General features: G+C 43.4%; 25 protein-coding genes. 20 read left to right on the top strand and 5 right to left on the bottom strand.

All coding sequences use genetic code 11. The features are described 5' to 3' along the window. Positions 1-10 precede the first annotated feature (10 nt). Complete coding sequence (locus FPZ42_RS15830; protein ID WP_146272828.1) at positions 11-307, top strand: FtsB family cell division protein; 297 nt, start codon at positions 11-13, stop codon at positions 305-307. Positions 308-316: 9 nt separating this feature from the next. Here the strand turns inward: FPZ42_RS15830 and yiaK are convergent, their stop codons facing one another. Then, complete coding sequence (gene yiaK / locus FPZ42_RS15835) at positions 317-1297, bottom strand: 3-dehydro-L-gulonate 2-dehydrogenase (protein WP_146272829.1); 981 nt, start codon at positions 1295-1297, stop codon at positions 317-319. Between the two features lie 109 nt (positions 1298-1406). Between yiaK and FPZ42_RS15840 the strand changes: the two genes are divergently transcribed. Together FPZ42_RS15840 and purN are read left to right on the top strand one after the other, a co-directional pair. Next, a complete protein-coding gene (locus FPZ42_RS15840; RefSeq protein WP_146272830.1) occupies positions 1407-1901 on the top strand; it encodes a hypothetical protein in 495 nt (164 codons plus the stop codon). A 48-nt stretch (positions 1902-1949) separates the two neighbouring features. Then, complete coding sequence (gene purN / locus FPZ42_RS15845; protein WP_146272831.1) at positions 1950-2528, top strand: phosphoribosylglycinamide formyltransferase; 579 nt, start codon at positions 1950-1952, stop codon at positions 2526-2528. Between the two features lie 21 nt (positions 2529-2549). On the opposite strand, the gene FPZ42_RS15850 is transcribed toward purN, so the two are convergent. After that, the gene (locus tag FPZ42_RS15850; RefSeq protein WP_146272832.1) at positions 2550-3080 is read right to left on the bottom strand and encodes an STM3941 family protein; all 531 of its coding nucleotides are present in this window, start codon (positions 3078-3080) and stop codon (positions 2550-2552) included. Between the two features lie 238 nt (positions 3081-3318). Between FPZ42_RS15850 and purH the strand changes: the two genes are divergently transcribed. The 6 genes from purH (at position 3319) to rodA (ending at position 10817) form a co-directional block, all read left to right on the top strand. Next, positions 3319-4845 carry a bifunctional phosphoribosylaminoimidazolecarboxamide formyltransferase/IMP cyclohydrolase gene (gene purH, locus FPZ42_RS15855; RefSeq protein ID WP_146272956.1) on the top strand — a complete coding sequence of 509 codons (1527 nt, stop codon included), beginning with the start codon at positions 3319-3321 and terminating at the stop codon, positions 4843-4845. 228 nt (positions 4846-5073) lie between these two features. Continuing rightward, positions 5074-6096, top strand: coding sequence for a rod shape-determining protein (locus tag FPZ42_RS15860; RefSeq protein ID WP_067054626.1), 1023 nt, complete (start codon positions 5074-5076; stop codon positions 6094-6096). A 94-nt stretch (positions 6097-6190) separates the two neighbouring features. Continuing rightward, positions 6191-7024: a rod shape-determining protein MreC gene (gene mreC / locus FPZ42_RS15865; RefSeq protein WP_146272833.1), complete on the top strand. Its 834-nt coding sequence runs from the start codon at positions 6191-6193 to the stop codon at positions 7022-7024. After that, the gene (gene mreD, locus FPZ42_RS15870) at positions 7017-7535 is read left to right on the top strand and encodes a rod shape-determining protein MreD (protein WP_146272834.1); all 519 of its coding nucleotides are present in this window, start codon (positions 7017-7019) and stop codon (positions 7533-7535) included. The genes mreC and mreD overlap by 8 nt, the downstream gene beginning before the upstream one ends. After that, positions 7532-9556 carry a penicillin-binding protein 2 gene (gene mrdA, locus FPZ42_RS15875; RefSeq protein ID WP_146272835.1) on the top strand — a complete coding sequence of 675 codons (2025 nt, stop codon included), beginning with the start codon at positions 7532-7534 and terminating at the stop codon, positions 9554-9556. The genes mreD and mrdA overlap by 4 nt, the downstream gene beginning before the upstream one ends. Continuing rightward, the gene (gene rodA, locus FPZ42_RS15880; protein WP_146272836.1) at positions 9549-10817 is read left to right on the top strand and encodes a rod shape-determining protein RodA; all 1269 of its coding nucleotides are present in this window, start codon (positions 9549-9551) and stop codon (positions 10815-10817) included. The genes mrdA and rodA overlap by 8 nt, the downstream gene beginning before the upstream one ends. Here rodA and FPZ42_RS15885 read toward each other — a convergent pair. Then, complete coding sequence (locus FPZ42_RS15885; protein ID WP_146272837.1) at positions 10808-12091, bottom strand: hypothetical protein; 1284 nt, start codon at positions 12089-12091, stop codon at positions 10808-10810. The genes rodA and FPZ42_RS15885 overlap by 10 nt on opposite strands. Before the next feature lie 81 nt (positions 12092-12172). On the opposite strand from FPZ42_RS15885, the gene FPZ42_RS15890 reads away from it, so the two are divergent. The 3 genes from FPZ42_RS15890 (at position 12173) to FPZ42_RS15900 (ending at position 13791) form a co-directional block, all read left to right on the top strand. Next, positions 12173-12754 (top strand): thymidine kinase, encoded by a 582-nt coding sequence (locus FPZ42_RS15890; RefSeq protein ID WP_146272957.1) that lies wholly within the window; start codon positions 12173-12175, stop codon positions 12752-12754. A 291-nt stretch (positions 12755-13045) separates the two neighbouring features. Then, positions 13046-13336 carry a putative quinol monooxygenase gene (locus FPZ42_RS15895; RefSeq protein ID WP_146272838.1) on the top strand — a complete coding sequence of 97 codons (291 nt, stop codon included), beginning with the start codon at positions 13046-13048 and terminating at the stop codon, positions 13334-13336. An 80-nt stretch (positions 13337-13416) separates the two neighbouring features. Further along, positions 13417-13791: a response regulator gene (locus FPZ42_RS15900; protein WP_146272839.1), complete on the top strand. Its 375-nt coding sequence runs from the start codon at positions 13417-13419 to the stop codon at positions 13789-13791. A gap of 115 nt (positions 13792-13906) precedes the next feature. On the opposite strand, the gene FPZ42_RS15905 is transcribed toward FPZ42_RS15900, so the two are convergent. Next, entirely contained in the window at positions 13907-16087 is a 2181-nt protein-coding gene (locus FPZ42_RS15905; RefSeq protein WP_146272840.1) for a TonB-dependent receptor family protein, read from the bottom strand. Positions 16088-16175: 88 nt separating this feature from the next. After that, complete coding sequence (locus tag FPZ42_RS15910) at positions 16176-16727, bottom strand: hypothetical protein (RefSeq protein ID WP_146272841.1); 552 nt, start codon at positions 16725-16727, stop codon at positions 16176-16178. A gap of 168 nt (positions 16728-16895) precedes the next feature. Here FPZ42_RS15910 and FPZ42_RS15915 point away from each other — a divergent pair, with 168 nt between their 5' ends. The 8 genes from FPZ42_RS15915 to FPZ42_RS15950 all read left to right on the top strand — a co-directional run bounded on the left by FPZ42_RS15915 (position 16896) and on the right by FPZ42_RS15950 (position 26620). Further along, positions 16896-18314 (top strand): alkaline phosphatase family protein, encoded by a 1419-nt coding sequence (locus FPZ42_RS15915; RefSeq protein WP_146272842.1) that lies wholly within the window; start codon positions 16896-16898, stop codon positions 18312-18314. A gap of 10 nt (positions 18315-18324) precedes the next feature. Further along, positions 18325-19377, top strand: coding sequence for an acyltransferase family protein (locus FPZ42_RS19505; protein ID WP_146272843.1), 1053 nt, complete (start codon positions 18325-18327; stop codon positions 19375-19377). A gap of 42 nt (positions 19378-19419) precedes the next feature. Next, positions 19420-20496, top strand: a complete 1077-nt coding sequence (locus FPZ42_RS15925; RefSeq protein ID WP_146272844.1) for a lysylphosphatidylglycerol synthase transmembrane domain-containing protein — start codon at positions 19420-19422, stop codon at positions 20494-20496. Between the two features lie 75 nt (positions 20497-20571). Next, positions 20572-22506, top strand: coding sequence for a tetratricopeptide repeat-containing sensor histidine kinase (locus FPZ42_RS15930; RefSeq protein WP_146272845.1), 1935 nt, complete (start codon positions 20572-20574; stop codon positions 22504-22506). 251 nt (positions 22507-22757) lie between these two features. Beyond that, positions 22758-23456, top strand: a complete 699-nt coding sequence (locus FPZ42_RS15935; protein ID WP_146272846.1) for a response regulator transcription factor — start codon at positions 22758-22760, stop codon at positions 23454-23456. Then, entirely contained in the window at positions 23440-24798 is a 1359-nt protein-coding gene (locus tag FPZ42_RS15940; protein ID WP_146272847.1) for a HAMP domain-containing sensor histidine kinase, read from the top strand. Before FPZ42_RS15935 ends, FPZ42_RS15940 begins: the two co-directional genes overlap by 17 nt. Positions 24799-25174: 376 nt before the next feature. After that, positions 25175-25669 carry a hypothetical protein gene (locus tag FPZ42_RS15945; protein WP_146272848.1) on the top strand — a complete coding sequence of 165 codons (495 nt, stop codon included), beginning with the start codon at positions 25175-25177 and terminating at the stop codon, positions 25667-25669. 21 nt (positions 25670-25690) lie between these two features. After that, a complete protein-coding gene (locus tag FPZ42_RS15950) occupies positions 25691-26620 on the top strand; it encodes a bestrophin family protein (RefSeq protein WP_146272849.1) in 930 nt (309 codons plus the stop codon). Positions 26621-26955 lie beyond the last annotated feature (335 nt).

The following is a 26955-nucleotide window of genomic DNA, read 5'->3' on the forward strand; positions in this document are numbered from 1 at the left end:
TTCGTTGAAAATGAAACGCCTTTTAGATCTTATCAAGAATAAATTTTTCCTGGTAACATTGGCTTTTGTAATATGGATGGTATTTTTCGACAAGAACGATGTGTTCTCTCAATATGAGTATCGCCAGCAGCTAAACAAGCTTAAACAGGAGCAGGAGTTTTATAAAACCGAAACTGAGAAAGTCAAAAATGACCTTAACGAGCTCAGCTCAGATAAAGCCAAACTGGAAAAATTTGCGCGAGAGAAATACCTCATGAAAAAAGATAACGAAGATGTGTTTGTTATCCTGCATGATAAAAAGAAATAAAATAAGCGCCTAAAGGGCGCTTATTTTATTCCATATCTCGTCATCAACCCAAACTCCTTCGCGCATGCTTTGCTCGCGGGTGCGAAGCATGTTTTCTCCCGGGAATAATATCTCGCTACCGCTTTCGTCACTTTTAGTGTATTCAAGTATATGATCTATCAACGCTGCGTTTTGTAGGCTATCTTGTTTTATGGCGATAAATACCTGCGACACACCACTCTCTTTGCGCCCTGCTTCTGTGATTACTGCGGTAGATTGCCCGCCGCTGAGGATGGTTGCCAAAATGTCTAACACTAATGAAAGCCCCGAGCCTTTCCAGAATCCTATGGGCAAGGCACGTTTACTGGCAAGTATGGCTGATGCATCGGTAGTTAAATTCCCGGCAGCATCGTAGCCGCCGGGCTGCGGCAGGGGTTTGTCATCCATTTCATATTTCTGAAGTTTTCCCATAGCGTATTGCGACATGGCCATATCCAACACAATATGTCCTCCCGCGTGTGGCACCGCTATAATAAGCGGGTTGTTACCAAGGCGAGGTTGGGTACCGCCCCAGGGCGGCAGGTTGGCAATGGTGTTAGTGAAGCAAATACCGATGAAGCCCGCCTCGGCTGCTTGCAGCCCGTAAGTTCCGCCGCGCATCCAATGGTTGGTATTTTTGAGGGTTACGCATCCAATACCATTTGATTGCGCCAATTGGATGGCCCTCGCCATGCTATATTTAGCATTTAATATCCCCGGACCAAGATTGCCATCCCATTGCTCAACAGCACCCAGTGTATTGATGAGCGAAGGCTCGGCATTGGGCAGCACCAAGCCCTCTTTAACGTACTCTACGAAAGTAGGAAAGCGGTTTAATCCGTGGCTGTGTACGCCGTCGCGGCTATTGCCTGCAAAAACATCAGCACATATTTCTGCTTTGGCGTCTGTAAAACCAAGGCTAAGCAATATCTGTTTAAAACGAGCGGCTAATTCATGGTAGGGTATGCGCATAAGGCAAATATATCGTTGCCGTGTTTAAAAGCGTTGCAACTTAAAATAATTGTTGCTGCGTGCAGTTATACTAATGCTGCTTTTGAAATAAAATTATCTTTGCACAGGTATGATTAAGAAAATGCGTTATCCGCTTATAGCCTCGTTAGTGGTGATGTGTATCCTCATCAACTCGTGCAAGCGCGATAATACCGATAACATTAGCACGCTGCTAACTACCGGTTACTGGCAGTTGGGCTCGTTAACCCAGTTAGATTATATCGGTGATACCCAGCTTGGCGATACCACCTACGTATGTGATACTGTGCAAACCTTTACTTTCAACAAAGACGGAAGCTGTAACTTTGTAAACTTTGCCTGCGCTACCAATACGGCCAACGGGACTTGGAACCTGAGTGATACTCGCTTGTTCTTAAATGCAAATATCACCGAGCCCGACTCAACAGGAAAACCCTACCAGCCCTTTGCCAACTCGCGTATAGCAAATCTTGGAGAATATTCTTTAGTGCTTGAGACAGGCGATATACAAAATTATTACTCAACTACAGACAGGCGGAGGATATTCAGATGGGGGTTTGTGAGAAGAAGGACATCCACCAAATAATAAATTGATAAATTTTTATATTTTGCAGTATAAAAGCTACCACTTATTTTGAAAAAGAGAATCGCCATTTTTGCTTCGGGGTCCGGGTCAAATGCTCAAAAAATAATGGAGCATTTTAAAAAGCATAACGATGCCGAAGTGGTATTGATACTTACCAATAATCCGCAGGCTTACGTATTGCAACGTGCGGATAATTTTGAGATACCCTCGCATATTTTTACCCGCCACGAGTTTTACCAAACCGATGATATTATTAACCTGTTAAAAAATCTGCAGGTCGACTTGATTGTACTGGCCGGTTTCCTTTGGTTAGTTCCGCAATCTTTGCTGGCAGCTTTTCCAAACAAGATCATCAACCTGCACCCGGCTTTGTTGCCCAAATTTGGCGGTAAAGGAATGTATGGCGATAACGTGCACAAAGCTGTTTTGGCCGCGGGCGAAGAAGAATCAGGAATAACCATCCATTTTACTAACGCAGAATTTGATGAAGGTGAGATCATACACCAGTCGCGTTTTAAGATAGAGCCTGGTGATACACTGGAAATGGTAAAGTTTAAAGGCCAGCAATTAGAGCATCAGCATTTCCCTAAAGTGATAGAGGGCTTGTTGAAAAAGATGAAGTCGTAAGTGGTGTTAGAGATTTGTTCATCAGAGATTAGGTCTACGCTCTTTCAACACGTTGTACAGATCATCAAACTTCGTTTTTAAAGCATTTGATGTTACCGCTACTGGAGAACCATACATTTTATAATTAAGCGACGCCGTTCGGCGGGCAAGGGCATTTGGCTGGCGACGGATGTAGCCATCAGGATCATCTACCAATACCATAATAAATTTTTGGCTCGCAACATTTACAACATTAAATCCTAAAACATCCTCCCAGGGTACAAAGCCAACGGCGAACATACTGGAGTTATCGGTAAGGCCATCGTTGTCTATGATCATACCTGGCCGGGCGTCAAACAATTTGCTCACAATATACAAAGCAACTACGCCAAAAAATACAGTGCATACAATACCAATTGTAATTATCAACAAATGACTGCTACCGAATTTGTGAGCATTACTCATAACCCATATACCGGCTGCTACTAATACCGCTGAACCGGCAAGTGTTAGTGCCATTTTTGTCTTGCTCAATGGTATCTCTACAATATCGAGCGGATCGTGGGTTTGCATATTTATGGTGATTAATACTATTGGTAAACAACTAAGGTGTTGATTTGATTTGTTTTAAATCACATTATTGCACTGTTTCAGACCTCAGTCTCAAACTATCAAATTCATTGGTCCGGTTCTATAGTTCTGACAATTCTTAAAATCCGGTGAATTGAAGTTAAGACAAAAAAACTGACCTCAACTCACTAATCTCTAATCACTAATGCGTACCTTTGCGGCTCAAAAATTCCCTGTTGTAATGAGTCATTCTGTTCAAATCAAAAACGCCCTCATCTCCGTTTATTACAAAGACAATCTTGAGCCAATAATTCATGAGTTAAATCGCCTCGGTGTAAAGATCTACTCTACCGGTGGTACCGAAACTTTTATTCGCGACCTTGGTGTTGATGTTATTGCAGTTGAGGACCTTACCTCATATCCTTCTATACTGGGCGGCCGGGTAAAAACATTGCACCCAAAGGTATTTGGTGGCATTTTGGCGCGCAGAAGTTTTGACAGTGATGAGCAGCAATTAGCTCAGTACGAGATACCGGAAATTGACCTGGTAATTGTAGATCTTTACCCGTTTGAAGAGACCGTAAACTCAGGCGCAAGCCAGGAGGATATTATCGAAAAGATAGATATCGGCGGCATCTCTTTGATCCGTGCGGCAGCTAAGAATTACAAAGACGTAGTGATACTTGCCTCAAAAGACGATTATACCGGATTGGAGCAGATATTGAAAACACAAGACGGCGAAACTACCATTGACCAACGCCGCCGGTTTGCTCAAAAAGCATTCAACATATCATCAAACTACGATACGCATATCTTCAAATACTTTGATAATAGCGAGCCGATGCCGGTTTTCAAACAAAGCGTACAGCAAAGCCAGGTATTGCGTTACGGGGAAAACCCTCACCAGAAAGGTACTTTCTATGGTAACCTGGATGCCATGTTCAACAAACTTAACGGTAAAGAGCTATCATACAACAACCTGGTTGATGTTGACGCGGCAGTGGCCCTGATAGACGAATTCACCGAGCCAACCGTTGCCATACTTAAGCACACAAACGCCTGTGGTATTGCATCGCGCCAGCACATTAAAGATGCATGGGTGGATGCTTTGGCCTGCGACCCTGTTTCGGCCTTTGGTGGTGTTATCATCGCCAATGACGAGATAGATGCTGCAACAGCAACCGAAATTGATAAGATATTCTACGAAGTGCTTATTGCACCTGCCTTTACTAACGAAGCTGTAGCGATATTAAAAGCTAAAAAGAACCGTATTATTCTGGTTCGCCAACCGGTTGAGTTGCCGGCCAAACAATTCAAAACTTTATTGAACGGCGTTATTGAGCAGGATAAAGACAATACAGTTGAGAGCCCTGCGCAAATGACCACCGTAACAGCTAAGCAGCCAACCGAACAGGAATTGAAAGATTTGCATTTTGCCAACAAAGTGGTGAAACATACCAAATCAAACACTATTGTTATCGCTAAAAATAATCAGCTGGTTGCCAGCGGTGTTGGCCAAACATCACGTGTAGATGCCTTGAAACAGGCTTTGGTGAAAGCAGCAGAGTTTGGTTTTGACGTTAAGGGTGCGGTAATGGCTTCAGATGCTTTCTTCCCGTTTGCTGATTGTGTTGAGATAGGTGCAGATGCCGGTATTACTGCAGTATTGCAGCCGGGCGGTTCAATAAACGATAAGCTATCGATAGAGATGTGTAACCAAAAAGGTATTGCCATGGTTACCACCGGGGTGCGCCACTTTAAACACTAATTTTAGTGATTGGAGATTAGTTAATTAGAGATCAGGCATAGCCAAATTATCATCAACTATTCTCCAATCTTTCATTAACTAATCTCTGTCACCGACACTAATTTTTAAAAAATAGAGTTATTATTAACTAATTGGTTTTTATTATCGAAATTAACACGGTTAGGTACGATTTCGTAATAAATAGGTTTGTTAATTACTAACTTTGCAAAATATTGAAAATACAGCCACATGGGTTTATTTAATTTTTTCACACAGGAAATAGCAATTGATCTGGGTACTGCAAACACCCTTATTATACACAACGATAAGGTTGTAGTTGATGAACCTTCAATTGTGGCTTTTGATCGTACAACTAATAAAGTGATCGCCATTGGTCGCCAGGCCATGCAAATGGAGGGTAAGACCCACGATAACATTCGCACGGTACGCCCGCTTAAAGACGGTGTGATTGCCGACTTTAACGCTGCCGAGCTGATGATCCGCGGGATGATCAAAATGATCAACCAGGGTAAAGGCTGGTTCTTCCCGTCGCTGCGTATGGTTATCTGTATCCCATCAGGTATCACCGAGGTAGAAAAACGTGCTGTACGCGATAGCGCCGAAATTGCAGGTGCCAAAGAAGTATATTTGATATATGAACCAATGGCTGCTGCCGTAGGTATAGGTATTGATGTTGAGGAACCAATGGGTAACATGATCATCGATATCGGTGGTGGTACCACAGAGATCGCGGTTATCGCCCTTTCAGGTATCGTTTGTGATCAATCTATCCGCGTAGCGGGAGATAACTTTGACTCAGACATTGTACAATATATCCGTCGCCAGCATAACATCATGATCGGTGACCGTACAGCTGAGAAGATAAAAATTGAGGTAGGCGCCGCATTGCCTGAGCTATCAGAACCACCTGCAGACTTTGCCGTACAAGGCCGCGATTTGATGACAGGTGTGCCTAAACAGATCACGGTATCTTACACCGAGATCGCACACTGCCTTGACAAATCTATCTCTAAAATTGAGGAAGCGATATTGAAAGCGCTGGAGATCACTCCGCCTGAGCTTTCTGCAGATATTTACCAAACCGGCATCTATTTAACCGGCGGTGGTGCATTATTACGCGGTTTGGACAAACGTGTAGCTGCCAAAACCAAATTGCCTGTACACGTAGCTGAAGACCCACTACGCGCCGTAGTACGAGGTACCGGTACAGCACTTAAGAACATCGGTAATTTTAAATTTTTAATGCAATAATTTTTTCAATGACTGATTGAGTGATTTATTGAATTAGTGAATAATACTATCAATTCAATAAATCACTTATTCACTAATTCACTCCTTCAGAAGCATGCGTAACCTCCTGATTTTTATCACCAAGTACAACGCATTCTTCCTGTTCCTGATATTTGAGATCGCATCGCTGATCATTTACGTCAAATACAACTCTTTCCAAAAAGCTTCTGTAATCAACAGCACCAATCAGATCACTGGCGGTTTGTATGCGCGCGCTGATGAATTAAAAGGTTATTTATCGCTCCGCGAAGTGAACGACCAGTTAGCTCGAGAAAATGCTGCATTGCGCAATCAGCTTAAATCGTCAAAATACGTAGATACCGTTGCACGTAAAACAGTTATTGATACTATTTATAAACAGCAGTATGAATATATTGCTGCCAAGGTGATCAACAATTCTATCAACAAACGCAATAACTACCTCACTATCGACAGGGGCAGCCGCGATGGTATCGAAAAAGGTATGGGGGTGATAAATGCCAACGGCGTTGTTGGTAAGGTTGCCTTTGTAGGCGAGCATTTGGCCATTGTACAATCGCTATTGCATAAAGACTCGCGCGTGAGCGGTATGCTGGCTTACAATAAAGAAATAGGCTACCTGCAATGGGGCGATGATATGAACCCGCACAAGGCTTTACTGGTAGATGTATCAAACAATGCCCAACCCAAAGTAGGCGAACCCGTGCTTACCTCAGACCTTTCGCTTTTCCCGGCGGGTATACCATTGGGTAAAGTGAGCAGGCTTAAAGCAAAAGGCACAGGTTTCTTTCTTAATTTAGAAGTGGCCCTTGCAGTTAATTTCAGCAAGCTGGAATATGTAGATGTGGTAGTTAACAAATTTGCAAAAGAACAAGCGGCTTTAGAAGGCCAGGAGAAGAAAGATGAGTAGAATTATCCTTACTAACCTGGTGCGCTTTATAGTGCTGGTGCTTTTACAGGTTTTGCTGTTGAAGAATGTAACGCTGTACAACCTGGCTACCCCATACCTGTACATTTTATTTATCCTGCTGCTGCCGTTTGAAACACCAAACCTGCTGCTATTTGTCCTTTCTTTCCTGTTGGGGCTTACGATAGATGCCTTTTATGATACGCCCGGCCTGCACGCTGCGGCCTGTACGCTGCTGGCTTTGGTAAGAGTGTTATTTATTAGCATTACCGTACAAAAAGATGGTTTTGATAACGAGCCCGAACCTACCTTAAGCATTATGGGCTTCAGGTGGTTTTTTACTTACGCACTTATCCTTACGTTGTTCCATCACTTCTTCCTTTTCAATTTAGAGGTATTTAGAATTTCAGAGATAGATTATACACTAAGCCGCTTTTTATTGAGTTCAGTATTTACAGTATTTTTGATGCTGATATCGGGCTTATTGTTTTTCAGAAAGAAAGAGCGTAAATGAATAGTTACTTTGGCCGACGCTACGTTATTGCGGGCATATTCATCGTGTTTATACTGGTACTGCTGGCCAGGCTTTTTTACATACAGGTGGTTGACGACCGTTACTATCTGTATGCCCAAAACAACGTTATCCGCCGTTTGATTCAATACCCGGCCCGTGGCCCCATACTTGACCGTAATGGCAAAATAATGGTGGAGAACGAGCGTGTGTATGATATAACCGTAGTGCCCAAACAAGTAAAGGCTTTTGATACCGTAGAATTTTGCAAACTTCTTAATATTGACAAAGACGGCTTTGATAAACGCATCATCAAAGCACGAAAATATTCGCCTTATCGCTCTTCGGTATTTGAGAAGCAGATCTCTGCACAGCAATACGCCTCCTTTCAAGAACGCTTATCAGAATTTCCAGGTTTTGATGCCGTGCAAAGGCCGGTACGTACCTATCCCGATTCCAGCGCTGCGCAATTCCTTGGCTACATTGGTGAGGCTACCGATGCTATTATCAAACGTTCTAACGGATATTATAATCCGGGAGATTACGTAGGTATAACCGGGGTAGAGAAGTCATACGAGAATGTTCTGCGCGGCCAGCGCGGGGTTCGCAACATGTTATATGATTCGCACAACGTACCCAAAGGTGTTTATGCCAATGGTGCTTATGACACGGCAGCAGTAGCGGGTGACCGTCTGATATCATCATTGGATACCAAAATTCAAAAGCTTGGCGAAAAGCTTATGCAGAATAAGATCGGTAGTATTGTAGCCATCGAACCATCAACAGGCGAGATACTTTGCTTTGTAAGCACTCCAACTTATGACCCAAACCTGCTTGTGGGTAAGGAGCGCGGGCATAATGCGGGAATTCTGTACAAAGACCCTTACAAGCCTTTCTTTGTTAGGCCGATACAAGCGTATTATCCTCCCGGTTCATCCTTTAAGCCTTTGAGCGCGCTGGTAGCCATGCAGGAAGGTGTGATCACGCCCCAAACCATCTATCATTGCCCGGGCTATTACATTGCGGGTAATCGCCGCGTTAAATGTTTCCATGGAGAGGTGCATGGCGATGTTAACCTCGCAAGTGCGGTTGCCCACTCTTGTAATGGTTATTTCGATATGGTTTTCGAAAGGTTGGTTAATCGCATGGGAGGCGGCCGCAAAACTGATACTGCATATAATAATTGGCGTAACAACGTGGCTAAGTTTGGCTTGGGCAGCAGGCTGCATCTTGATTTACCTGCTGAAAATCGGGGTAATCTGCCTAAAGCATCTTACTACGATAAGATGTACGGCAAAAATGGCTGGCGATCAAGCACGGTAATCTCATTAGCTATCGGTCAGGGTGAGTTATTGGCTACACCTTTGCAACTGGCAAACATAGAGGCAACTATTGCCAATCGTGGCTTTTATTACAAGCCGCACCTTATCAAATCAATAGGCGACCAGCGGGTGATAAGAAAAGAGTACACGGAGAAAAATTATGTGGGTATTGATTCACAATATTTTAATCCGGTGATAAACGGGATGCAGAACGTGGTAGAGTTTGGTACTGCATCCAGTTCAAAAATACCGGGAATAATCATGTGTGGTAAAACCGGTACGGTTGAAGTAAAGAATAAGGGTGATAACTCGGTATTTGTAGCTTTCGCTCCGCGCGATAACCCCAAAATTGCAATTGCGGTGGTTGTAGAAAACTCGGGGCAGGGTGCTACATGGGCAGCACCGATAGCCAGTTTTATTGTTGAACAGTATTTGAAGGGAAGCATTAGTAAACGTGCCTCGGGTATATATCCTGAGTATTATATTAATAAAAATCTACTGCCCGAAATACCCGGTTCTCCTGCTGAAAAGGCGCGTCAGCGCGCGGATAGTTTGAGACGAGTTAAACGCGACTCATTAAAAAAAGCTGCTGCTGATACAGCCAAGAAACAAATAGAGCTTAAAGCTGCTACAAACAAGCAGGCGACTAAAACACAAGAACGTTCAATAGCCATGCTGCCAAAAAGGAGGGATGATGAATAATCAACGTAGTTTCTTTTTTAATGTGGATTGGCTAACCGTACTTATTTACCTGGCTTTATGTACCATCGGCTGGTTCAATATCCATGCTGCGGTTTATGATGAGACCAAAACCAGCATCTTTGATCTTAGTACCGAGTATGGAAAGCAACTGATATACATCATATCGGCACTCATTATAGGTATTGTGATCTTACTGTTAGAGAGCAGGTTCCTGACGGCATTGGCGCCGGCATTTTACGTAATAACGGTATTATTGCTGTTGGCTGTGCTGGTAGTAGGGCGCAACGTGGGTGGTAACCAGGCCTGGATTGACCTGGGAGGAGGTTTCCGGCTCCAACCCTCGGAGTTTGCCAAGTTTGCCACGTGTTTATTGCTGGCTCGATATCTTAGTTCTACAAACGTAAAGGTTACGGAGTTCAAGTCATTTCTCATAGCAGGCGGAATCATCTTACTGCCAATGATATTGATCAAACTGCAGCCGGATGATGGTTCAACGTTGGTGTTCTGCTCGCTGATCTTCGTGCTTTACCGTGAGGGCTTATCTGGGTACTTTCTTATTGTGGTAGGCTTGGTGGCCACACTTTTTGTACTCGCGTTGTTAGTTAACGTTTGGTTCATAGTTGTTGGTTTGGTGGCGCTGGCGGTGATGTTGTTGCTAATGTTAAGGCGGAGCAGGCAGCTATCGGTAGGCTTGGTGATAGGGTTGGTAGCTTGTATCGGCTTTGTATTTGTGGTGAAACCGCTTTATTATAACGGCTTAAAAAAACACCAGCGTGCCCGTATAGATGAGGTGCTTGGTTTAAATAACGACAAGCGTGGCGTAGGATACAATCAAAATCAATCAAAAATAGCTATCGGTTCCGGCCGTGTATGGGGTAAGGGTTATTTGCAGGGCACACAAACAAAATACTCTTTTGTGCCGGCCCAAAGCACCGACTTTATTTTTTGTACCGTAGGCGAGGAGTGGGGCTTTGCAGGGTCCATCACCGTTCTGGGTTTATACCTCTTCCTGCTGTTGCGTATAATTGTGATAGCCGAGCGACAGCGGTCGCCATTCTCCCGAATTTATGGATATGGGGTTGCTTCTATCATCTTTTGCCACGTAACCATCAATATTGCCATGGCTATCGGTTATATGCCTGTTATTGGTATCCCGCTGCCATTCATCAGCTATGGCGGTTCATCACTTTGGAGCTTTACTACGCTGCTGTTTATCCTGCTAAAATTGGATAGTAACAGGATGGGAATTAACTACGCGTAACGCCTTCTCAATAATGCGTAAAACTTTTCGGTAGTGGCCTTTTTATCGTCCCAGTTGTTTTTGGTTACGTAATTGGTTTTCAGGAAACGGTCTGCTTCTTCAAAATTGCCGAAGCGGTTTACTATTTCAATGGCTTCGCTGTAGGCAAGGCTGTAGCCGTTAAAAAGATCTTTTACAAACAACAATTTATCATTAAGGCTAATGGCCGATTTAAGATCAGTTATTGGGGCTTCCTGCTTTTGCTGACTTGGTACGGAGGAATTATTGCCTTGCTGTTGCGCACGCAAGCGCTCGTTTAAGGTAAGCGGCCGTTGTGGTTCCTCTGCTCCTACAAAAGGTTCATTTTGTGCAGGTTCGTGTACTGCAACAGGTTGCTCAAATTTGGGGGTTTCAGGGACTTGTTCAGACGCAGTTTTTGGTGTATTATCAATTACCGGCTCCGGATTGGTGGGCACAATGTTTGGCTGGTCGGTCTCATCAGCTTGTTCTGTTTCGCGCGGCTGGGTTTCTACTGTTGCAGCTAATTCCTCTGCTACGGTAGTTTGATGCTCCGGTTCAGTGGTTTCATCAGAAAATGTATCAGCTTCGTTTATCTCGAGAGTATGCTTTATGGTACCTGTTTCTTCGCGTTGAAAAGAGTAAGTATCGGCATCCCGCCCTGCATTTAAATTAATGCTTGGCACAGGAGTATCTCTAGCAGACTCAGCTTTAGCAACCTCAGACTCAACAGGCTGCGGAACAATATATGGTGCTCTTTCTGCAACTGGTTTTACAGGCTGTACTACCGGTTCAAAATATTTAGGTTCGCCGGCAGGGCGTTTAATTTCAGTGGCAGGTATTTCCGGGCGTGGTGTTTCAACTTTAGGTTGAGGCCTAAAAAAGTCGGGCTTTGGCAGGTTAAACCTGGTAGTTTGCTGTTCGGGCTGTGGTTGTGCGGCAGGCTCGGGTTTCGGTGCTTGTGCAACAACCGGTTCCGGTGCAGGCGGCAGTGGTATCGCAGGCAGTGGTGCCGCCGGCTCTTGGTGCGCAGGTGCCGGCTGCGGGGTAGGCTTCCTTTCTTCTGCCGCAGGTGGCAGTGCTTTTTGCTCTTGCGAGCGTTGCATGTTAAGCTTTCTTAAAATTTCAGCATGATCCTTTAAAAAATGAGTATTAGCAACAAAAAGTTCAAGTTCCAGATCATTCAGGTCGTCTTGTGTTTCCTGCAAATACTCGTACTGGTCTAAAAGTTCTTTGATTATTGCGCCGGTCTTTCTAAATACTTCCTGCTGCTTCATATGGCTTTAGATGTTAGGAAAAATGCTTACCAAAAATACTACAAAATTCTGATATTAGCCCTCCACTAAAAATTGAAACAAGTGTATAACGAGGATGTTTTCAGAAGAAAAAATGAGGTTGGGGGTAGCATCGAAGTTATCTGTGGTTCAATGTTTTCTGGTAAAACCGAAGAACTTATACGGCGTGTAAAACGCGCACGTATTGCTAAAGTAGAGGTTGAGATCTTCAGTCCGGCAGCCGATATCAGGTATGATAAACAAGCTGTTGTATCGCACAATGCCAATTCAATTCCGTCAAAATCTGTAAGCAAAGCTGCAGATATTTTACAACTTGCTGATCATGTACAAGTGATAGGTATAGACGAGGCACAATTTTTTGATGATGAGCTTCCACAGGTTGCCCAAACCTTAGCCAATAAAGGTGTCCGTATTATTATAGCGGGGCTGGATATGGATTTTAAAGGCCGGCCATTTGGTACCATGCCTCAGCTAATGGCCATGGCCGATGCTGTTACCAAGCTGCATGCGGTTTGCATGAAATGCGGCGGACAGGCCATGTATTCATACCGCCTTGTTCCCAACGAGAGCCAGATACTTTTGGGCGAAAAAGAAACTTACGAGGCAAGGTGCAGGGAGTGTTACAATCTGGATGGCGAGATATAACATTTTACAGCGTACAGCTTGACTCACCCTGTCACGATAGCTTTCGGGATGCGCAACCCTCTCTGCTTCGCAAAGACGTCGATAGAATTATTTTATGCATAAAATATATGCAGCTCACCCTCTTTGCGAAGCAGAGAGGGTCGACGAGCGAATCCCGATAGCTATCGGGACGGGATGAGTAGATTGCGTCGGATAACTGAACTCTGTCTTGTGTATCCTAAAATTTACAAGCTAACCCCGAACTAAAAGGCCTACCAGGGCGTTTTTAAAATACATCAATTAGCCTTTATTATGAGTATCAGTGTAGTTGCTTCGTTGGCATGCCGCAGAGATGCCGCAATTGTATTAGGTGCCGAGTTACGTAAACTGGTTTTGGCATCTTTAAAGGAAGATGGCTGTATCAATTGCCAGATCTATCAATCGCAGGAAGAGCCTTCTCATTTTTACTTACAGGAAGAGTGGACAGATGCTGCTAAATTGAAAGCCCATCGCCAATCGCAGCATTATAAATACTTTAACCATATATCGCCCGCATTGCTTTACCAACCAGCCGTTGTTAAAGTGCAAAAACGCTTAAATTAAGTTATCCAACTAAACAAAAGTATTTCGGTGATGTTATTATAATAGCCTCTGAAGGGCCTATTAATATATATTGATGAAATATGGCTAAGAAGATTTTGCTTATTGAAGATGACAGGGATATTAGAGATACTGTTACATACGTGCTGGAAGGTGATGGATACGAGGTAATTGCTTCAGACAATTCCAGGATATTAAAATCACTGCCTGATATTAATCCCGACTTAATACTGCTTGATAACTGGCTTACTGATTGGGCCAGCGATGCCAGCGGACAGCAGATAAGTAAACAGCTAAAATCAGATCCAAAAACCAGCCATATACCCATAATCATATTATCGGCCGTTAACAATGTCAAAGAAATAGCCGAAGCCGGCCTTGCCGATGCCTACATTAAAAAACCATTTGATGTAGACGAGTTGCTGGCGATGGTGAAGAAATATATTGAGAAGGCTTAAGCCCCCCGCCCCCCTGAAGGGGGAGCTTTTGAAAAGCATATTGCACAACAAAGCCCAACTCATTTGAGTGGGGCTTTGTTGTTTTAACTCCTGTTTCCCCTTTAGGGGTTAGGGGCTAAATCTTAACCCCTAAACCTATATTGAACGATATACCATCGCCCGGCAAAATGCCCGGACCAGGGTACATATTTATCCTCCTGGTAAAGTATTTTTGGTTGGTAAGGTTATTCACGTTAAAGTTTACATGATAGCTTTTCAAGAACCGGTAGTTAAATGCCAGGTCTACCAGTTTGTAGGCAGGCACTATGCCGGATGCACCCGTTGGGTTAAACAACGTGTTGTTTGCATCGCTAAATTGCTTGCCTACGTAGCTAAATAAAACGGTTGATGTAATGTGCTCGTTGATGTAAGTAAGTCCGGTACGGTTGGTCCAGTCTGGCGTACCTTCCAATTTGTGGCCAACAAGGCTGGTATTAGTACCGTTATTGTTGATGCTGCCGCTTATATACCTGCCATGTGTATAGGCCAGTGTGTTGAATATGCGCAGGTCGCTGGATGCCTGGCTGTCGAAACCGCGTATTAAAGACAACTCGGTATAAGCTTCAACACCTTTTGCTTCGGCGTTGCCAACGGTAGTTAAATATAGGTGGTTAGCACCGCCTGCATCCTGTACTGTTAAAGTGCCCGCACGATCATTATATCGCACAAAAAAGCCATTAACATCAAAAGTTAAGACCTGCCCAATTTTACCTCGGTAGCCCAGGTCGGCGTTGTAACCTTTGCTGTCCTTCATATTCGGGTCAACCAAAGTTAGCTGATCTGCAGGGGTAACTGCTGCGTAAATATATGGGCGATAAGCTTGTGAAAAGTTGCCATAGATCTGCGTTGTATTACTTACCTGGTATTGCATGCCTGTGCCGAACAATGGGAAAGTGCGATCTCGTTTGTAATCTACATTGGTATTGCGGTTGTTTACCACACCGTTTATGGTGGTTTTAATCCCTTCAAACCGCACGCCCGGTGTTACCGAAAACTTGTCCGTTAAACGGAAGATATTTTCTGCAAAGGCAGCATAATTGATAGCGTTCAGGTCGAGGTCGATGCCGTAATTCTTCACAATGCTCAGGTCGTAATTGGTGCCGCTTGTGCCAACACCTTTTTGCTGGCGATGCGTAGAACCATCTGCATACCTGATGCCGGTTGTAAGTGTGCTGCGAACGCTGCCAATATTATAATCAGTTAGTAAACGCGCTTCAGTAGTAAAGCTTTTATAATGGTCGCGGTCAACCTGGCGAGGGTTGTAAGTGTTAAGAGTTTTATTAACGGTATCTGCCACATTTGAGCCGGCAATGTATTGCACGCTGCTACGCTCGCCAAACAGCGCGTGACTGATGATCTCCAGTTTAGTATTTGGGCTGAAATTGTAGTTGAACACAATTGCCGGGATGTTGATAGCAGGCATAAAAAAGTTGCGGAAACGCGTGCTTTGCCTGCTGTTGGCCGTAAACATGGCATCGGTTAACCCACCGGCTATCTGCTGCACGTAATCAGACCTTGAGAACTGGAATGACAGGCTTCCTTTCTCATTGAACTGATATTTGATGTTGACATAATAAGCGCGATAATTAAAGGCAGCATTTGGCCGCCAGCCGTCACCGCTGCGGGCATCAAAGTAAGCGTAGTAACTAACCTTTCCAACCTTGCCGCCAACAGCGTTATAAGAGTTAAAGAATCGGTTGCTTCCCGCCGTTTGCTCACTCTCAATACCGAAAGCTTTGGTAGTATCCGGTTGTTTTATCTTGAAATTTACCATGCCGCCAAACTGGCTGCCAAATTGCAGCGATGATGCGCCACGCACATACTGCACTTCCCCAATAGCCTGGAAGGGAAGGTTGTAGTGATTTTCGGGGTAGCCCACCACATCCGAGTTGGTGTTATACCCGTTTTGGCGAATGTTGGTTTCGATAGAGCGGTGTATATCCGTACCGCGAGTGCCAATATTAAGCTGCAAGCCTGCGCCGTCCATCTCCCAAACATTAATGCCGGGCACCTGCGAAAATAAGGTGCGGGCATTGTTACCGGTCAAATTAGCCTTGCCTGCATCAGGATAAATAATATTGGTTTTTTTTCCGGAAAAAATGTACTGGCCGGATATTTCTGGCAAATATTTGCTGCGGGTTTCTTTTATTAAAACGCTGTCTAATTTCAGCGTGTCCTTGGTAACGGTTTGGGCGTTTGCTGTATACGTAAATGCAACTGCAATCGCCATCACAATATATTTGAAATGGAATTTCATTTAACTGAATTTTTAAGTTAAGACCTGTCGTATTCAATCGGGCACGACGTGCCGATCAACGAAAAGAGGAAATAATGAATAAATAATATTAACTCAAAAACTCAGGAGGCTGACCGGGAAGTGAAATCAAAGGATCTTTAAAAGGGTTATCAAGATGGATAGTTGATGCAATACAGCGATCTTTCGCGACGCTAAAATTCATTCTTAATGTGAGATGGTCGTATTTGCTATCCTGTCCGTTCTTTTTAGCAGAAGAATCATCAGCCTTTTTATCGGCGGGGATATCATTTAGCTCTTTAGCGTAAATGATATTGCTTTTAACCAATTTGGTTTTCTCGTAATTGGGTACACACATTACGTAGAGCGTGTCCTTAGTGAATTTTAGCTTTACGTAATTGTAACAGGCATTTTTTAATTGCAGCTGGCCGGTAACATTCTTGTAATCCGTCCACTCAAAAATACCCGGAAGATTTTGTTTTACTTTAACTTCTATGAGCGAGTTTGGGTCGTAAAGGTTCTGGCTTATCAGGTCGTTCATGTGCCTGTCGGCGCGGGCAACCATGTAATTTTGCAGCAGCAAATATCCACCCCAGTTAAAAAGGTAAATTATCAAAAATACTATCGCAAAAAGCCTCTTCACGTATTCGGTTTAATCAATATGGCAATAATAAATAAAAATGCGGTTAAGTGCCAACACCAATCTTGGAGTTGGTAAACTAAACACGCACATTTATAATATTTGGTTATTTTTGTGGTTCATTTAACGTAGTTGTTAATTTCAACTATCGGTTTTTAACTACAAGTATCAATGCAAAGCAAAAAGCGGGTACTGTTTTACCTGGTGGATGGTGCCCATGCAGAGGTGCTTCCAGAACTGTTAGAACAAGGCCATCTTCCTAATATTCAGCGTGTCATTAACGAGGGGACTTACCGTAAGGCTACAACCTGCTTTCCCTCAACAACGGGGCCGGCTTACCTGCCATTTTTAACCGGGCATTTTCCCGGCACTATGGATATTACGGGTATACGCTGGTTTGATAAAAAAGAGTTTAAGCGTACGCGTTTTAACAAAATGGCCATGCGCAGCTATTGCGGGCCCGAGGCAGCGTGGTTTAACACAGATATGCCTGCAGATAAGCCAACACTTTTTGAGCTGATGGGTGAATCATATAACGTTTATAATATGATAACCCGCAACGTGCCGGATGAGTATGATCTGGGTAAAAAGGGTAAAGGTCCGCTTTACATGAAGGCACACTTTAAACTCCGTCATCACCCTGTTGATATACAAGGCCACGGCCGTGTAATGGAGATGCTGAATAGCGGTAAAGATTTTGATTTCCTGTTCGCCGTTTTCCCGAGTGTTGACTGGGATTCGCACTATCACCACATCCGCGATGAGCGCACTGTTGAGGCTTATAAAATCGTAGACCGCAGTCTGGGCGAAGTGCGCGCTAAGTTAGAAGAGCAAGGCAGATGGGACGATACGCTCTTTGTGTTAACATCAGACCACGGTCTTACGCCAACCACCAAACACCTCGACCTTGGCGATTGGATGACCGCGCAGGGATTAAAAGCTGTTTATTATCCTGTGATATGGAAGACTAACCCTAAAAGCGCAGTCTTCATTTCGGGCAATTCGTTTGGTGCCATACACTTGCTTAACCACAAAGGCGACCATGTATTACGCGAGACGGAGATACTGCAGGCCATGGGGGGCGATAAGCTCGAATTGTTATTGAAAGAAGATGCAGTTGACTTTGCTATTTACCGCGGCGATGACGAAAACACATTTATTGTTCATAACCGTTATGGTAAAGCCAGGATAGCCGTTAAGGATGACGTATTTACCTACGAACCTTTAACTGCGGACGTTTTGAAATATGGCGGTAAAATAGAAGCTACAGGCCACCGCGATATATTGGCTAAAACATTTGAGACAGATTATCCAGATGCCGTATTCCAGATCTATCAATTATTCCGCAGCCGCAGGGCCGGGGATATTGTAATAAGTGCTGCCGTAGGTTACGACCTGCGCGATTTTTGGGAGTACCCGGAACATAAAGGCTCGCACGGATCGCTGCACCGGCATCATATTCACGTGCCATTAATCTATAACCAAAAGGGCTGGAAAGATTTCCCTGCACGCACCGCCGACTTGTTCGATAGCATTTTGAAGTGGAACGGCATTACGCCAAAAAGCTCAGAAGGCGAACCTTTATTTTAGCTGAGTTTAAATGAGGATAGAACAGTTAACCTTTACCAGATTTTTAGCTGCGATATTAATTGTGGTTTTCCATTTTGGTAATGGGGTGTTCCCTTTCAATTTGCCCGGGCTAACCACACTCATTAGCTTTGGTTATATAGGTGTGAGTTACTTTTTTGTATTATCGGGCTTTGTAATGATAGTGGCGTACGGGCGCGAACAGAGTGGTATTAGCTTCAAGAATTACTACCTAAACCGTTTGGCCAAAATATACCCGGTTTACATAACAGCACTTATTTTGGCGCTGCTTGTGACTAAGCCCCAAGTTGAAGCTACAAAGCTCGGTAGTGAAACATTGCTGATTCAATCCTTTTTACCCAGATTTTTGCCATCATATAACTTGCCAGACTGGTCATTGTCTGTAGAGTTATTATTTTATCTGCTTTACCCTTTGCTGCTAAATTTATTTTTTTTAAAAAACAGAATTTTTAAAATAGGGGTATTTATTGTGGGCTTTTGGATGCTATCGCAGATAATTAACTACCTGCTCGGTTTACATAATAACGGAACGGAGATATACCATAATTTTATTTACTACCATCCTTTTGTACACTTAAACGAGTTTTTGGCAGGCAATTTTACAGGCTTGGTTTTCCTTCGGTTCTTACAATCGGAATATTTGCGTTCTGATAAGCCCCTGCTGGCTTTAATGTTGGTTTTTATTTTGGGCATTGCGTGGCTCAGGTGGATGCAGTTGCATGGCTTTAATTGGGCTGTAAACTTTCACAATGGGTTGTTGGTGTTGTTTTTTGCACCGCTTATATTGTTCTTATCCCTTAATCGAGGATTTTTTGCTAAAATATTCAATCACTCGTTATTAGTTTTTTTGGGCGAGATAAGTTACTGCATTTACATTTTGCAGCTACCACTATATACCTTATTTAACAATTGGTTCAAGTTAAATAATCCGTTAACTGCTCTATATTTTTATATAGTGTTTTTAATTGCTTGTTCATCAATTGTTTATTTATATATTGAGATACCTGGCAAGCGCCTTGTCAGAAAATATTTAAAAAACGCTTAACAAAACGGCCGTAAGCAAATTCCTTTTATATTTTTGTAGTTGATGACATCCAATCCGCAATCCGCAGGTCCCGAAAAGCAGGAAGCTAAGAACGTATTCAACAAAAAGGTAATCATCAAAGGCAGCCTTTGGTTTGCCCTAATCACTGTAGCTACCATAGCTGCCGTATTTTTTTATAACAACACAGGCGATACCGTTAAGGCCCTGCAGCATATATCTTATAAATATATTGCAATTTGTTTTGTGATGCTGTTTGTTGACCTGATGCTCGGCAGCTGGCGTAATCACATTTACGTGCAAAAATTGGCGCCCGGTGTATCACATTGGGTTAGTTTCAGGGCAAACGTCGCCAACATGTTTATGGGCGCTGTAACGCCTGCGCACGGAGGTGCCGGCCCTGCGCAGATATTTGTTTACACCAGCAACGGTGTAAGGTTTGTTGATGCCTTCGCCATCAGCTTAATAAACATGGGTGCTACGCTCATATTTATGCCGCTTGCCGGTTTCGTTGCCATTATGTTGATGGATACCACAGAAGTAGGTAGCATAGTACCTGCTATGCTCAGGTACGGTTTCAGTTTTTTTCTTTTATTTCTATTGGCATTTTTACTTGCCTTTTGGAAACCGCTTTGGGTTGGTTCCGCAATAAAACAAATAGCCAACGGGCTTTCAAAGATTTTCCCTAAACGAAAAGAGAAGCTTGCTAAATGGGCAGATAATTCTTTTCAAAGCATCAGTAAGTATCAGCAAAGCTGCAGCGTGATTATCAGGCAGCATCCGTTTTTGTTCCCGCTGAGCTTGGTTATTACTACCGCATTATACATGAACAAATACTGCATGCAGTGGGTAATTTTATTGGGCTTGGGTGTTAATGCAAACCTGGTACAGGTGATATCCATACAGATACTGATCCAGTTTATGATCTACTTTGCGCCTACACCAGGGGGCAGTGGCTTCGCCGAAGGTTTTATATCAACGCTGTTTGGTAAAATAGTGCCAGCTTCGCTTATTTCCATCTTTACACTTTTACAGCGATCGTTTTTATTGTTCTTCCCTGCAATGATCGGGGCATATGTGGTTATCAATTTACTGCGTAAACAAACGCTAAAGCAATCGTAGATAGCGGTTTACCCTAAATTGTTGTTTGCAGTTCACTTCGGTTTCGTTACCTTTAGGAGTTATTCTTATGCCCCAATGAGAAAGCTGCTATTGGTTTTAACCTTATTTTTGCCGGTTGCCCTGTATGGGCAAAACCGCAGTATTGATAGTCTTAAACTAAGGCTTTTATCATCAACCAAAGTTGATAGCACCAAGGCTGATATTTATTACCAAATAGCGGTAGCGCTGCAGCGAATAGACCCTGCCACCTCAACAAAATACATCGATACCTCTGCTACGCTTGTTAAGCAGCTCAATTACAAAATGGGCATGGCCAATATTGTTTCATTTGATGCGGTAAGATGCTCGCTGGAGGGTAAGTTTGATTCTTTATTTTTTTACAGTCAGCAATGCCTGCAAATAGCAAAGCAATATAAGTTGCCGCTTGCCGCCGCAAAGGCGTACAATGGCTTGGGTATTTATCATTGGCAAACAGGTAACTACAGCGAAGCGATCAAAAACCATTTGGCGGCCCTGCGCATACGCGAGAGATACAAAGATGAGCAAGGCATAGCAGCATCCATGGCCAACCTGGCCTGGGTTTATTTTGATAACCAAAACAACAAGGAATCGGAAAGATATGGTTTGGAAGCTTTAGAACTTGCAAGGCGTATCGATAATCCAACCGTTGTTGTAAATGCTATGCAAATACTGGCAAATGTTTACGGGTCTACCGGTAAGTACGATAAAGCACTGCAGTATGACGATGAAACCATTAAGATCTGCAATCGTGAAGCGAACAAGCGGGGGTTATCACAAGCCTATTCTAACATGGCTAACTGCTATAACGAGCTAAAGCTTTACGACAAAGCCTTGCAGTACCAACAAAAGGTATTGGAGATAGACCAGTTTTTTAATGATAAAAAACAGATTAGCGATACGTACTTAAACATTGCAGCTATCCATAACCAAAAAAAGGAATACTCCGTTGCATTAAAGTGGCTTAAGCAAAGTATCAAGTACGCTACCGAAAGTAAGTTTAAGCAAGGGCAAAGAAATGCCTGGCAATTGCTAAGCACCGTTTACGAGCAAACAGGCGATTACAAAAAAGCGCTTGATGCACATCAAAATTATCAGATAGCCAGCCTGGCTTTGGTAAACGAAAAAAGCAATGAGCAGATAGCCCGGATGAACACGCGCTATCAAACGGAAAAAAAGGAACAGACCATTAAATTACTGGCAAAAGAAAACACCATTCAAAAATTATCCATCGTTAAACAAAAAACCACCATTACCATGATTGCCGGGTTGCTGATAGTGGCTTTCATTATAGCAGTTTTGATCTATAATCGTAACAAGCTTAAACAAAAGGCACTGTTACAGGCACAGGTGATAACCCACCAGGAACTAATGACCAAAGCGGTACTCGATGCCGAAGAGCACGAACGTACAAGGATAGCGGCCGATCTGCACGACGGTGTTGGGCAATTATTCTCCGCAGTGAAAATGAATCTCAACGGATTGTTTGAAAGGGTAGATTTTACCCGGCAGGAAGATCGTTTTTTGGCAGAAAACACACTGGCGCTGGTAGACGAAAGCTGCAAGGAAGTGAGGGTAATTTCGCATCAGATGATGCCAAGCACATCCCGCAGATCGGGATTGGCGTCAGATCTTAAAAACTTTATTGAAAAGATAGATGCCGATAAATTGAAAATAAGTTTAGTAACATCTGGCTTTAAGGATAAACTGGAAAGTAACGTTGAAACGATGCTATACCGGGTTATACAAGAAACGATCAATAACGTGATAAAGCATGCCCAGGCCACGCAACTTAACATAGAGCTTAGGCAAACCAAAAAACTGATAACAGCAATTATTAAAGATAATGGTGTTGGCTTTGATACTCACTCGCACGCAAATGGGATAGGACTTAAGAACATTCTTAGCCGTATTGAATATATAAAAGGGACCATCAAGTACCATTCTTTGCCCGGAAAGGGTACAAAGGTATGCATACAAGTACCCGTTTAACAGAAAGGGTAAATTTACCCTTTATTTAGGGGAAATAAGGGAAAATCAGGTTTACAACAATGCGCTACTTTAGCAGTGTTGTTACTAAACCTTATAAAAATTCGCAGCCATACTTCGGGGGAGGTATGGCTGTTTTGTGTTTAATGGCTGCGGATATTTCAAATACTCATCAAGATTATGCGGAGGTGGTGTTCAATTATTAGTATAAAACCTTTATTTTGTGGTCAGGGTTATACCTCAAAACCACTTAAATGAAAGTACTGCTTGTTGAAGACGAACCCGGACTGGTCTCATTAATTGTTCGCGGCCTTACCGAAGCCGGTATGGAGGTTAGCGTTGCCGCCGACGGTACCACCGGTTTGGAGATGGCCAAGGCGCATCAGTTTGATATTATTTTACTGGATATTATGCTGCCGGGTATGAACGGCATACAGGTTTGTAAGGAGATACGCAAAGAGAATGAAACTGTTGCTATACTGATGCTAACTGCGCTTTCGAGCACAGAAAATATAGTTACAGGCCTCAAAGCAGGTGCAGATGATTACCTGGCTAAGCCTTTCAAGTTTCCGGAGCTTGAAGCCCGCATACATACTTTGGTACGTCGAAGTAAGATCGGCGGTAAGCAAAATAAGGTTATCAGCGTAGGCGGCCTTGAGGTAGATACCACATCAAAAGTGGTTAAGCGTAACGATAAGCCAATAAGCCTTACAGCCACAGAGTATCATCTTTTAGAATATTTCATTAAAAACCAAAACATGGTGCTATCCCGCATACAGATCTTAGAGAACGTGTGGGACATTGATTTTAACATGGGCACCAACGTAGTGGATGTGTATGTGAACTACCTACGCAAAAAGCTGGATAACGGCTATGATACCAAGCTGATACATACCATTTTTGGTATGGGCTATATGTTTAAGCCGGAGAACGCTAATGAAGCTTCAAACTAAAATAACGCTTCTTTTTGTTGCTATATCAACAGTTGGGCTTTTGTTGCTCAACGCCTCTATCTTCTACTTTGTATCTGAATTTAATTTCGAAGATTTTTTTAAACGCCTTGAGGCCCGCGTAAATCTTGCCGCCGAAACCAATATTGACCCGGATAAAGACTCTTACGCCTATAAACATGTACGCCAGCAGTACCTGGAAAAACTGGCGAATGAAACAGAAAGTATCACTAAGATCGACTCGGCAGCCAAACCCGGTTTTAAGCGTTTAGAAGGCCTGCCTAACGAGTTTTATAGCACAGTTTTATCCGGCAAAAAAGCACGTTACATCAGCCATAATAATTTTTACGCAGGGCGAATGTTTGAGAAGGAAAGCGGCAAATACATCGTCATTGTATCAGCAAGTGATCCATATGGCTTTAAAGAGTTAGCACAGCTAAAACGGGTGCTCATTTTTGTATTTCTTATCTTCATTGTGCTGGCGTATGTAGCAGGCAAGGCCTTTTCTTATTTTACCGTACAGCCTGTGCGCAATATAATCAAAGGGGTAAAAAACATCACCGCCAATAACCTGCACATGCGGTTGGATGAAGTGAAAGGAAAGGATGAGATAACGGAGCTTGTACACACCTTCAACAACATGCTTACCCGTTTGGAGACCGCCTTTGAAACTCAGAACAATTTTGTAAGCAATGCATCGCACGAGTTACGTACACCTTTAACCATCATTTCTGGCGAAACACAGTTATTGCTTAGCGGCAATAAAGTGAATGAACAAGGCAGGCAATCGGTACAAACCATTATGGAAGAGGCTGAAAAGCTTACAGGCATATTGGAAGGCTTGCTCGGCCTTGCGCAAACCGGCTTTGATGGCAAAAAGCAGCACTGGCAGCGTATACGTATTGACGAATTGGTTTTACAGGTAGCAGAATCGGTAAAGAAAACCAATCCTGGCAGCATTATCGATCTTGATTTTGCCAATCTCCCGGAGGATGAAGATATGCTTTACACACACGGAAACATTAATTTGTTGCGTTTGGCGCTAAGTAACATTGTTTCTAATGCCTGCAAATACTCAAACAATAGTCCGGTTGGTGTGCAGTTATCGTCATACACCGGGCGCATTGTTATCAGCGTAACAGATAGGGGTATAGGCATACCACAAGAGGAGCAGGCTTATGTATTTGTTCCGTTCTTCCGCGCTTCAAACACTTCAGATTTTCATGGCTATGGCATAGGCTTGCCGCTTACTCAAAATATCATACGCCTGCATAATGGTACTATCGGCATACGCTCAAAAGAGCAGGAAGGTACTGAGATACAGGTGACCCTGCCTGTGGCGTAGTTTGCTCATTGGTCTGCGCCGCATTTAACCACCCTCTTTGCGCAGCAGAGAGGGTAAAGATTTCGTTAATTTTTTTACCCTCTTTGCGCTTGCGTAGAGAGGGTCGATAAGCGCGAGCGATGTCGGGGTGAGTCAATGCAAGAGCGACTATTTGATTGAGTCAACGCGCTATTCGCTCTAATAAATTTCTAATGAATCACCACCAGCTATTAGAGTCCGCTAATAGTTACCGGCAGATATTGCAGTTTTACAGCGAAAATCATTAAAATTTAAATTTTTAATTCTAATCAGCTTCTAAGAATTGTCTTAACCCCTTCTAATGGGTGCAAGGTAGTATTGCATAGTAAAGTTTGATGTTTCATTAAAACACGCTACTATGAAAACGATCCTCATCCCAACTGATTACAAAGCTTCATCTTTAGATTGTATACCGACTATATGCAGCCGTTTTAAGGATGAGGAGCTGAACCTCATATTCGTGCATGTTTTTAAACTTTCAGATTCTATAACCGATGTGATGATGCTTAGTCGCCGCAGCCGCGAGTACGAGCAGGTAAGCGACGAGTTTTTTAGCCGGATGGAGGCCTTACGTAAGGAATATCAGCAGATCAACAACGTGAAGATCGAATTCCTGTACGGCAGTACACTTAGCATGTTTAAAACCTTTATTGAAGCTAATGAGGTTGATGCGGTGATAGAACTGGAAGGTGGCGAGTTTAACCCTATCCATCGCTCCAGCATTGATCCTGCTTTGCTGGTTAAACGCAGCGGCTTGCCGGTCATTAGTACGGATAATCGCACTTATGCCCATATCAAACAACCTGAAGCTGAAGTTGTGCACGAGCCACAGGAAGAGTTAACAGAAATGTAACACCCTTAAAACATCTGCCTTATGTTATTAAAAGAAAATATCCCGGTACTATACGTGCTCGGCAAGATAAAAAAAGAAATGATCCTGGTAACCGTGTATTCGGTGCTTATTGCAATCATGTATCATAACTTTCATGTCACAAGAATATCCATTCCTATTGCGGTGCCAACTATTTTGGGTACGGTTATTTCCTTGCTGCTGGCCTTTAAATCAAACCAGGCGTACGACCGCTGGTGGGAAGCACGAACGCTTTGGGGCGCAATTGTGAACGATGTACGCAGTTTTACCCGCCAGTTACTCACCTTTGTAGATGCGCCTTTCCTGGAAGGTGAACAAAAGGCCTTTGTAGACAGGGTTGCCAAACGCCAAGTAGCCTGGTGCTTTGCCCTTAGCCGTAACCTGCGCCGCCAGGACCCGCTGCAAGACCTTGAGAAATACCTGAGCAAAGAGGATATCGATTACATTAGCAAATACGATAACGTGCCGGTAGCTATTCTTGAACTGCAGGGTGCGGATATGCGCAGCGCTTATAAATTAGGTTGGATAAACGAGTTTCAGCAAGTAGCTATGGACGAGACGCTCACCCGCTTCAGCAACGAGATGGGTGGCTGCGAGCGGATCAAGAATACGGTGTTCCCGGCTACTTATGCAGCTTACATCCACTTTTCGGTATTACTATTTGTGTTGTTGCTACCTTTTGGTTTGATAGAGTTTTTCGGCGTTGCCGAGATACCATTGGTAATAGCCATAGCAACATCTTTCTTTTTGATTGAAAGCATGGCCATTAACCTTCAGGATCCGTTTGAAAACAAACCTACCGATACACCAACAATTACCATATCGCGCACAATAGAGCGTGATGTGATGCAGATGCTTAAAGAAAAAGAAAAATACGAATTGGCGGTAGCTGCAGGCGGCTATAGCAAATCCAAGATGTTTTACATCCTGTAAAAGAGATTTAAGACCAACTGTGATTAATACCTAAGGGCTGCTCGGCGCGATGCTTGGCGCCCTTTTTACATTTATTGTTATCAAACAGTCATGCCGAACTTGTTTCGGTATCTCACACGCTAATTTTGTAGTTTATTTAAGTTAGTCTGCTCATTGCCGCAGGGGCTACTTCTTTTGTCTTGATACAAAAGAAGCAAAAGATCAAGTCAGCAAAGAGGCTTCTTTGCGCACAAGCCATTGCCCTGCAAGCGCGCAGAACCACGGGCAGCAAAATCTTGCCGCCACTTCGTTCGCTAATGCCACACGCTTCAGGCAAGTATTGCTATGCCCTTTCA

This window comes from Mucilaginibacter achroorhodeus, assembly GCF_007846095.1.
Classification (GTDB): domain Bacteria; phylum Bacteroidota; class Bacteroidia; order Sphingobacteriales; family Sphingobacteriaceae; genus Mucilaginibacter; species Mucilaginibacter achroorhodeus.